The sequence below is a fragment of the Acinetobacter sp. 1566109 genome, from assembly GCF_000582255.1.
Classification (GTDB): Bacteria; Pseudomonadota; Gammaproteobacteria; order Pseudomonadales; family Moraxellaceae; genus Acinetobacter; species Acinetobacter nosocomialis.
In genome coordinates this window covers 1-9,538 of the sequence record NZ_JEYB01000095.1, presented here as the reverse complement: position 1 = coordinate 9,538, position 9,538 = coordinate 1, and the positions used below count along the sequence as shown (strand labels likewise).

The 9,538-nt window shown below is 40.1% G+C and carries 8 protein-coding genes, 2 pseudogenes and 1 other annotated feature; of the genes and pseudogenes, 4 read left to right on the top strand and 6 right to left on the bottom strand.

The window, feature by feature from the left end:
• Together J582_RS23790 and J582_RS23780 are read right to left on the bottom strand one after the other, a co-directional pair.
• Positions 1-913, bottom strand: a pseudogene (locus J582_RS23790) (IS3 family transposase); the annotation flags it as partial.
• Positions 522-638 (bottom strand) — a sequence feature (AL1L pseudoknot). Its footprint overlaps the pseudogene before it by 117 nt.
• Before the next feature lie 48 nt (positions 914-961).
• Positions 962-1,657 (bottom strand): annotated as a pseudogene (locus J582_RS23780) (SLC13 family permease); the annotation flags it as partial.
• 111 nt (positions 1,658-1,768) lie between these two features.
• On the opposite strand from J582_RS23780, the gene J582_RS23775 reads away from it, so the two are divergent.
• Positions 1,769-2,500, top strand: coding sequence for a GntR family transcriptional regulator (locus J582_RS23775; protein ID WP_032048754.1), 732 nt, complete (start codon positions 1,769-1,771; stop codon positions 2,498-2,500).
• An 88-nt stretch (positions 2,501-2,588) separates the two neighbouring features.
• On the opposite strand, the gene J582_RS23770 is transcribed toward J582_RS23775, so the two are convergent.
• The gene (locus J582_RS23770; RefSeq protein WP_032048753.1) at positions 2,589-3,521 is read right to left on the bottom strand and encodes a LysR family transcriptional regulator; all 933 of its coding nucleotides are present in this window, start codon (positions 3,519-3,521) and stop codon (positions 2,589-2,591) included.
• A gap of 99 nt (positions 3,522-3,620) precedes the next feature.
• Between J582_RS23770 and J582_RS23765 the strand changes: the two genes are divergently transcribed.
• The gene (locus tag J582_RS23765; protein WP_032048752.1) at positions 3,621-4,055 is read left to right on the top strand and encodes a DMT family transporter; all 435 of its coding nucleotides are present in this window, start codon (positions 3,621-3,623) and stop codon (positions 4,053-4,055) included.
• A 9-nt stretch (positions 4,056-4,064) separates the two neighbouring features.
• Positions 4,065-4,523 carry a DMT family transporter gene (locus J582_RS23760; RefSeq protein ID WP_032048751.1) on the top strand — a complete coding sequence of 153 codons (459 nt, stop codon included), beginning with the start codon at positions 4,065-4,067 and terminating at the stop codon, positions 4,521-4,523.
• Between the two features lie 100 nt (positions 4,524-4,623).
• On the opposite strand, the gene J582_RS23755 is transcribed toward J582_RS23760, so the two are convergent.
• Positions 4,624-5,709: an HlyD family secretion protein gene (locus tag J582_RS23755; protein ID WP_032048750.1), complete on the bottom strand. Its 1,086-nt coding sequence runs from the start codon at positions 5,707-5,709 to the stop codon at positions 4,624-4,626.
• On the bottom strand, positions 5,706-7,283 hold the full coding sequence (locus J582_RS23750) for an MFS transporter (protein ID WP_032006231.1): 1,578 nt from the start codon (positions 7,281-7,283) through the stop codon (positions 5,706-5,708). The genes J582_RS23755 and J582_RS23750 overlap by 4 nt, the downstream gene beginning before the upstream one ends.
• Before the next feature lie 166 nt (positions 7,284-7,449).
• Between J582_RS23750 and J582_RS23745 the strand changes: the two genes are divergently transcribed.
• The gene (locus J582_RS23745) at positions 7,450-8,070 is read left to right on the top strand and encodes a TetR/AcrR family transcriptional regulator (protein WP_032048749.1); all 621 of its coding nucleotides are present in this window, start codon (positions 7,450-7,452) and stop codon (positions 8,068-8,070) included.
• Positions 8,071-8,146: 76 nt separating this feature from the next.
• Here the strand turns inward: J582_RS23745 and J582_RS23740 are convergent.
• Positions 8,147-9,538 (bottom strand): aldehyde dehydrogenase (NADP(+)) (locus J582_RS23740; RefSeq protein WP_032048748.1); only part of this gene is annotated, 1,392 nt, incomplete at its 5' end.

The window sequence follows — 9,538 nt, the reverse complement described above, 5'->3', positions numbered from 1 at the left end:
CCTCTATCGGAATGATGAATCACATTCTTTGGCATGCCTCGATCGTGCAATGCTTGCTCCAATGCATCGAGCACCATATCTGTATTCATCCGTGTAGATACTTTCCATCCAACAATTGCTCGTGAGAACACATCAATAATAAAGGCGGTATAGACCCAGCCTGAATGAGTTTGAATATAGGTAAAGTCACCCACCCATAGTTGGTTTGGATGATCAGCATTAAAATTACGTTTCACTAAATCATCTGCCCGTTTTTGGTCATCTCGGCTACGGGTGGTTTGTTTATTCTTACCACGCCAAACACCTTGTATACCTACCTTCTGCATCAATCGAGCAACTGTACAACGTGCGATAACATAACCTTCACGTTTCAATTGTTGCCAGACCTTACGCACACCATATCGACCTGAACTTTCTTTCCAAATTCGTTGAATTTGTTCAGCATGATGCTCATCATGTAGATCTCGTTTCGCTCGATGTTCTGGATTGTCAGCGAGATCTAAAGTTCGGTAATAGGTTGAAGCTGCGATCGGTAAAATCCTACAAATCGCATCAACACCATATCGATCTTTATTGTTATGGATAAAATCCACCATTATTTGTGTGGGCGGTCGAGCTCCGCCTGGGCGAAAAAAGCGGCTGCTTTACGTAGAATCTCATTGGCGCGTTGCAGTTCTTTATTTTCGCGTTCGAGTTGTTTGATACGTTCTTGGTCTGAAAGCTGCTGTACTTTAACTGGATTTTGTTTATCTAAATATTTTTGATACCAAACACGAAGTGTTTCAGGAGTACAACCAATCTTAGGCGCAATTGCTGTGATCGCAGCCCAATTCGATGGATAATCTTTTTCGGATTCAATCAATAATTGAACCGCTCTATCTCTGATTTCAGGGGTGTATTTTACTTTTTTCATCGGGACATTCTCTCAAGAAAAGTGGTCTCCGACAAACCCGGTACGGTTCACAATCGACATCATTAAAACAATAAGGAAGATAGATTGTTTCTGTTTTTTATCGAATGGCTCAGGCTTTTGATCTTCAATCACAATCGAATTACTTTTTCTATTCCAGAGGGTATAAATTCCCAACACCGCAGTTGGAATAATTAAAGTTAAGACAAAAATTCCACTGCTATATGAAAAAGCTGTTTGTGAGCTAATGCCAGTATTTTCCATTAAGCTTCGGAAAATAATGCCACTTTGCGATGTCATAAAATTTGCGCCAGCTAGAGCACCGTAATTTGCTGCCATCCCGCCAATAACCATATTCATATTGGTTTTTTTACACAGCAGCAGTGTAATCGGTGCCATAAAGGCAAGTACCGTATAAAAACCAGCACCTAGGCCAGCAATAATGGTTGCTGCGAAAAAAATCGCTAAAGGTAAAAACTGAGGAAACTTACGGCATTTATATAAGAGATGGCTGGCAAGTTTTTCTAAAGCGCCATTTGCCAAAGCAAAGTTATAAAACAGAGTGACAGATAAAATAATAAAGAAAATTTTGACAGGCCATAATTCAATAACTTCGGAAGGTTTAAGACTCATGCCAAAGCAACCAATCAGGTAGGCAAACGCTATCGTAAAAAATCCAATATTGATTTTTGTTTTATAACCTAAACCTATCGATACGGCTAAAGCCATCAGCATCAATGCAGTCATATTATCTTCCTTGATAAATATATAAACATCTAAACATATATATGTTTGCTTTTTTGTATTACACAGAACTATGCTAATATTGTCAAATCGATTTCATAATGTTTAACGCAAATGCTTGATGAGACTGCATTTAAAAATTTTAAATTGCCAAGATATGAAAAGGTCCGTTGGGAACTTCAAAAACTACTGATCCAGTCAAAATGGACAGTCGAAGAGCCTATTCCAAGTGAACAAGAACTTGCGCAAATGTATAGCGTATCGGTAGGAACCGTGAGAAAAGCGGTTGAAGGACTGGTTGAAGACGGCTTATTAGTTAAACAGCAAGGAAAAGGAACTTTCCTCAAACAACCTAATTTTGAAAATTCACTCATTCGTTTTTTTAGATTACGTAATAAAAAAGGCGAGTTCATTCAGCCACAAGGACAAATCAAAAAAGTAGAAGTGTGTGACGCAATACCGAAAGTAAATGCCGAGTTGGGACTTGAGCACACCGAAAAGTTGCTTTATATTGAGCGTGTCCGTAAGCATGAAGACGTCGTTGTGTTAAGCGAAAGAATCTGGCTGCCTGAACGCTTATTTAAAAATCTGGAAGAAATTCCAATCGCTGAGTTTGGGAATTTACTTTATCCTTTTTATTATCAGCACTGCGGCCAATTTATTTCTTCTGCAACAGAACGGTTAACTTTTGAGAAAAATATCAAAGATAGCTATTTAAATAATCACCTTGAAGACCCTTTAGTGAAGGTATGCCGTATTGCAAAAAATCTTGAAGGTATAGCGGTCGAATACCGTGAGTCTTATGGTTTGGCCGACAATTTTCATTATGAGATAGCGATTAATTAGTATCTAACGGTGATCCCTGATTTCAGAGTTTATTTGATTGCTGCAATCAGGTATTTTTGTCTTTACAAATGATGATTAAAAGAAAAATTTAATTCTGCCAATACGGTGTGTCTCCATAGATTTCTGCGAAATAATCTATCACTGCTCTAATGTTTAGCGGTGGATGACGGACATTGGGATAAATGGCTGCGATATGCTGGGGGTGTGATTTAATCGCGACTTCATATTCAGGTAAAAGCTTTATTAAATCACCTTGTTTTAAAGCTTCGCCAATTAGCCAATCAGGAAATAAAACAATCCCCATGCCATGAAGCGCGGCTGTCATTAAACTCTCGGCATTGTTTGAAGACAGCAATGGAGTAATTGGATAATGTACCCATTCTTCATTGGGCTTTCTTACTAACCACCGGTTAGGACCTTCAAAACCTTTATAGACTAGGCATTTATGCTGATTAAGTTCTGTCGGATGATCAGGCGTACTGTATTTGGCAACATACTGAGGAGATGCTGCCAAATGATATTTTTGTGTACCAAAAATACGGGCATGAAATGATGAATCAGTCAGTGCTCCAATACGAAATATTAAATCTGTGCTTTCGCGCAATGGGTCTATAAATTCATCGGTTTGAATTAGTTCTATTAGAAGCCTTGGATAACGCTCTGATAAACCCGCCAACCATGGCGCAATATGCCGTTGACCAAAAAACACTGGTGCATTGATTCGGACGAGTCCCGATGGCTCTATGGTTTTATCTTGTAAAGCCTTTTGAGCTTCATCAAATTGTTCGGTAATTTTGTTCGCGTACTCAAAAAATAATTTGCCCGATTCGGTCGGTGTGATTGCTCGCGTATTTCGGTAGAAAAGTTGTTGTCCCAACGCATCTTCAAGTTGTTGGATGGTGCGAGAAATCATGGAAGCAGACACATCTTCTTTACGTGCTACATTTGAGAAGTTTTGAGCATTGTAAACACTAATAAAGAAGCGAAGCGTGCGGATATCAATCGAATTTATTAAATCCATTTGTGCAGTTTCTGCAAAAGTGATTCATGAATTATGCTGTTTTTCTGATGAATTGGCTACCTTAGTATTCGTTGCTTAGATACAGATGAGGCAATGTAGATGCAAATTCTATTATTACTCCTAACCATTTTAGGGGGAATGGGGCTATCGGTCGAAGCAGGGCTTCTAGGACCGTTAGGAAAGGAAGTAGGTGAGTTGTGGGCTACTTTTAGTATTTTTGGTGTGGGTGCAGCACTTACTTTTTTACTCATGTTGTTTTTTAGCCCAAGGAATAGCCCCTCATTTTTTACACTTCCATCTTGGCAATTGCTGGGTGGTGTTCTTGGCCCTGCTTACGTCATTATTTTGACCATTACCACTCCAATTATTGGCATTGCAATGACCATGATTGGCATTTTAGCGGGACAGGTATCTAAAAGTCTGATTATCGATCACTATGGTTTACTGGGAACTCCACATCGGAAAGTAGACCGTAAACGGGTAGTAGTACTCATCTTTATTGTTGTCGCACTTGTACTTGTGGCAAAAGCGTAGGAGATAGCCATGACAATTTTAATGATTCTTCTCGCCGTCATTGGCGGTGCTTTGCTGAGTGTACAGGCCGCAATTAATGGTCAACTTGGAGCGAAAGTTGGTGTATTTCGTAGTGCTTTTTTGACTTTCTCGGTCGGTGCTCTAATTACGGCTCTCCTTATTTTTTACTTTGAACCCAAACAAACTTTAACGTTACTAGATGTTCCTAAATGGCAGTTATTAGGTGCCAAGTGTGGCGTACCTTATATTGTCATTATGGTACTGGCTGTACAAAGAATCGGAGCTGCGGTTGCCACTGTGGCTGTGATTTTTGGGCAACTTTTAATGAGCATATTGATTGATAACTTTGGTTGGTTCGGCAATGAGATGCTTCCTTTTTCACTGTATCGATTAGGAGCGCTAATTTGCTTAGGGATCGCTTTGTACTTTATCTATTCAAGTAGTAAGGATAAAAAGGTAGAAGGGTAAAATACGAGCCAAATTTGGTATTGAATTTGATGAAGCCTCATTAGGTGTAAGACTAACAATGAGGCTCATTTAAAGTTTTTAAGTGCTCAGTTGATTCCGTTTATTTAGTGGTATCCACAGAAACTACAACAGATAGACCAGGACGCAACAACTTAATATCCGGCTGGTTCTCAAGAAGTTTTATGCGTAAAGGTAGACGCTGAACAATTTTAGTAAAGTTACCCGTCGCATTTGTTGCTGAAATTGGCGAGAAAAATGCGCCAGTCGATGGTGAAAAACTGTCTACCACACCTTTTAGCTCAACATTATAAGCATCTACATAGACATTAACAGGTTGTCCAATTTTTATTTGTTTTAACTCAATTTCACGGAAGTTGGCTTCTACATAGACTTGGTTTAAAGGTACAACCACCATGAGTGGATTACCAGCACTCACAAAGTTACCTACGTTAGCTGACTTTTGACCAATCATGCCATCAATAGGTGCACGAACTTCTGTATAACTCAAATTCAGTTTTGCTTTATCAAGTGCCGCTTGTGCTTGCTTAAGAGCAGCTTGTTTGGCTTGTACCTGAATCTTGTATTGGTTGAGTTGATACTGTGCATCAATCACTTTTTCTTTACTGCTGTCTAAGTCGGCATATTGTTCAGTCAAAGTCGTCTTAGATTGCTGTGTAATTAATCTGGACTCGGCCCCAAGTGCCTGTAGTTGCTCATAACGCGCCGTATTATCTTTTGTGAGTTTGATTCCAGCTTCTACTTTTCTCAGCTGTGCTTCGGTTTCTCGAATAACAGTGGGTTGTCTATCAACTGCGAGCATCGCTTCACTCACGTCAGCTTGTGCTTTTGCATAATTCGATTCAGCTTCAGCTAAAGCAGCTTGATAATCACGTGCATCAATCCTTGCTAAAAGTTGGCCTTTTTTTACGGTCTGATGATCTTTAATATAAATTTCTTCAATATTGCCAGATACTTTAGGGGCAATGGTTGAGTACTCTACATCCACACGCGCATCATCTGTTTCAATAATCGAAGAAGGTAAAAATATAAGTTTTAAAATCCATAAAATAGATGCTAAGACAATAATGAACGCAATAACCATAACCCAATGCTTTTTGAGATATTGCACCTTTGTTAACTTAGGTGGTTCGGTGTGGGTAGTATCTTGGGCTTCGAGAGTACTCATAAAGATTTTCCTGAGTTATGACTATTCATTAACTTAATGAGAGCAATACGTGGCGGATAAGTTCGAACTGGCAAAATCAACATCACGATGAACAAAATAGCGGTAAGGCCAGCTAAGATGAGATATTGATCGCTAATAACTAAAACAGATTGTTGCGCTTGAATCGCAGAATTTAGGGCAGATAAACCACCTGAAACACGATCTGCACCATTTGCGTTAAGCACAGGGGGAGTAAGTGGATTAATGACAGGACCTTGAATATTTTGGAAAACATGTTGGGCGGTGTTTTCAATCAGCCGTGTTGAATGGTATTCACCGCGCACTCGATTGATCCAATCCAAAATACATACACCCAGTACACCGCTAATCGCACGCGGAGTATTAATCATTGGTGATGCATAAATTGCCATGGTTGGGTGAACGCTGTTTGTTCCCATCATTAAGAGCGAGAGCACGACACAGGTTTGTCCCAAACATGAGATTGCATGCCAAAAATAAAATTGATCTTGATTCCATGTAGTATCAAGTTGACTTGCACCTAGGCAACCCGCGATGACCAGAAGTAAGCCAAACCCGTGTACATATCGGCTATCCACCCAAGCTTGATTTAAAAGCTTCACAACAATAGGAATATAGATAAATTGCAATGCCGCAATTTGTAAGCCAATCCACATGGTCTGAGTAGGTTTATAGCCATGCACTGCACTTAAGTAATTGAGGGGTAATGTGCTGGTCGACATACCAATAATGACAAAGCAAAAGAGTGCGAAAACAGCATAAGCAAAATTTCTGATTTCGAGCATTTGCGGTTTAATGAGTGGTGACGGATAACGCCATTCATGTATGAAAAACCAAGGTAAAGTAATTGCACTAATTAAGGCTAATACACAAATTAATTGAGAATGGAACCAGTCTAAATGGTTGCCATGCAACAACATGGTGCTCAGGCTGGCTAAGCTAATAATCGCTAAAATGGCACCCATCCAATCGTAAGTTTTTATTCTTGAATAATTCAATGGATCTTGGGGAATCCCAAAGTACACTAGTGCAGCACTTAGCGCACAAAAAGGAATGGTTTGGAAAAATATCATTTTCCAGCCAATCACATCTAAATAAAAAGCAGAGAGTGCAGCACTTAGGTTAGGAAAGAATGTTGCAGTTAATGCGTAGCAGGCGAGACCCCATAGCCGAATGTCAGGTCCTAAAAATCTAAGCGCACAGGCCATGAGCAAAGGAATGGTTAGACCATTGGCAAGACCTTGTAAGCCTCGCAATAAGTAAAAGATTTCGATATTTGGACTAAAAGGAATTAAAACGCTAGAAAAGAGACAAAGTCCTATGGCAAAAAGCAGAACTCTGCGCATAGAAAAAATGACCGCCCAACTAGTAGACAGAATCATGCCAATAATCATGGCGCTCGCGTAAATACTGTTGACCCAATAACCAGAGTCAACACTAATTCCCATCGCGCCACGAATGTCGACTAAGGTAATGCTGGTGATTCGGTTATTAAATTCAACAGTCATTGCAGCAAATATTGCACCTGCTAAACCGATGAGTGGCTTTGTATTCATTTTTTACCTTAAATCTTAAACATCCATTCATTGCATGGAGCAGATATTTACTGTACTGTACCGATCGGTACTCTACTCTCTAATTAAATTTCCGTCAATTCTCGATTTTGAACTTTTCGATGAGTTACACTTAGAATGAAATCGCTAAAATTTTTATAAGGTCAATATGTCAGTTTCAACTAAAGCTCATGAAAAAGATCAAAAAATTCTGGATGCAGCAACCAAGTTTTTTTTGATTCACGGTTTTAGTGGAACAACGACAGACATGATTCAAAAGGAAGCGGGTGTTTCAAAAGCAACGATGTATGGGTGCTATAAAAATAAAGAAGCGATGTTCGCTGCGGTGATTGAACGTCAATGCAGGAACATGCAAGAGCAAATTATTTTAGTCGAGACGAAAGCTGAAAATTTACGGTCAGCTTTAACCGAGATAGGGAAAACCTATCTGTGTTTTATATTGTCGCATTCAGGATTGGCTTTTTTTAGGGTTTGTATTGCAGAAGCGGTAAGATTCCCTGAGTTATCTGAAAAATTCTTTGAATTGGGTCCACAGCGTCTAGCAAATATCATTGCAGGATATCTAGAAAAATCCGTTAAACAGGGCGAAATTGAATTAAGCTCTTCTTCAGAAGTTGCTGCGAATATATTTTTATCGCTATTAAGAAGTGATGCTCATCTAAAATGTTTGACACATCCTGATTATTTAATATCAGAGAATGAAATTAGTACTTGGGTTGAATATGCTGTTGATTTATTTTTAAAAAATATCAATTACAAACCAAGTTGATTTGGCAATTTATATCCTATACGTAAGATTTGAATATCGATAAAAAAGAGACCACGTGATGGTCTCTTTTTATTTTTTAGATCGCTTCTCTAGTCATCTCACCATTCACCAGTCTTAAAATCTGCAATGGGTTGCTGTCTTTTAAGGCTTCCGGCAATAAACTTTGCGGATAGTTTTGGTAACACACAGGTCTTAAGTAACGGTCAATGGCCAAGGTTCCAACTGAGGTGCCTCTTGCATCTGAAGTGGCTGGGTATGGCCCGCCGTGTACCATCGCATCACACACTTCTACACCCGTTGGGTAGCCATTTATGAGTAATCGACCGGCTTTTTCCTCTAAAACTGGCACTACATCTGCAAACTCGGTTAAGTCAGCTTCATCGGCAATTAAAGTCGCAGTCAGTTGACCATTCATGCTTTGTAGCGCCTGAATGAGTTGGGCTTTATCTTCAACTTCAATAATGACTGTGGTTGGCCCAAAAATTTCTTCCTGTAAAAGCTGGTCACCCGCCAGTAAAAGCTCAACATCAGCTTTAAACAGTTGCGGCTGAGCCTGATTGCCTTGTTGAGTTTGACCTGCCAAATGCTTAATGCCTTGATGCTGGGTTAAGTGCTCAAGACCAGCGGTATAACTTTTTAAGGTTCCGGCATTGAGCATAGTTTGTGCAGGCTTAGCCCACATAATGTCGGTTAGGTTGCTAATGAGCTGGCTAAATTCGACCGATTTAATACCCAAGATTAAACCCGGATTGGTACAGAACTGACCACAGCCTAGAACCACTGAATCTGCCAAGTCCTGTGCAATTTTGTCACCACGGTTTTTTAAGGCTTCAGGCAACATCAACATCGGGTTAATACTGCTCATTTCAGCAAATACAGGAATCAGTTGTGGACGGGCTGCGGCCATGTCACATAAAGCGCGACCACCACGCAATGAACCTGTAAAACCCACAGCCTGAATTAAAGGATGCTTAATCAGTGGTTCACCTACGCCATTACCATAAATCATGTTAAATACACCTTTAGGCATATTTGATTTTTCTACGGCACGTTCAATAGCCTGTGCTACAAAGTCTGCTGTGGCCATATGTCCACTATGGGCTTTTACTATCACCGAACATCCAGCCGCTAGTGCCGAAGCAGTGTCACCACCCGCAGTTGAGAATGCTAAAGGAAAGTTACTTGCCCCAAAAACTGCCACAGGGCCAACACCGATTTTAATCTGGCGCAGGTCTGGGCGAGGTAAAGGCTGACGCTCAGGTAAAGCGGTATCAATACGGGCACCTAAAAAGTCACCACGGCGTAACACTTTGGCAAACAGGCGCATTTGCCCACTGGTACGGGCACGTTCACCTTGTAAGCGTGCAAGTGGCAAAGCGGTTTCCTGTGAAACGATTTCAAGAAAATCTGTACCCAATGCATCAAGTTCATCGGCAATATTTTCTAGAAAAACAGCACGCTGTTCAGG

Coding starts and splice junctions, on each gene's coding strand:
- J582_RS23775 (WP_032048754.1), top strand. CDS start 1,769: ATGCTTGATGAGACTGCATTTAAAAATTTTAAATTGCCAAGATATGAA.
- J582_RS23755 (WP_032048750.1), bottom strand. CDS start 5,709: ATGAGTACTCTCGAAGCCCAAGATACTACCCACACCGAACCACCTAAG.
- J582_RS23750 (WP_032006231.1), bottom strand. CDS start 7,283: ATGAATACAAAGCCACTCATCGGTTTAGCAGGTGCAATATTTGCTGCA.
- J582_RS23760 (WP_032048751.1), top strand. CDS start 4,065: ATGACAATTTTAATGATTCTTCTCGCCGTCATTGGCGGTGCTTTGCTG.
- J582_RS23765 (WP_032048752.1), top strand. CDS start 3,621: ATGCAAATTCTATTATTACTCCTAACCATTTTAGGGGGAATGGGGCTA.
- J582_RS23745 (WP_032048749.1), top strand. CDS start 7,450: ATGTCAGTTTCAACTAAAGCTCATGAAAAAGATCAAAAAATTCTGGAT.
- J582_RS23770 (WP_032048753.1), bottom strand. CDS start 3,521: ATGGATTTAATAAATTCGATTGATATCCGCACGCTTCGCTTCTTTATT.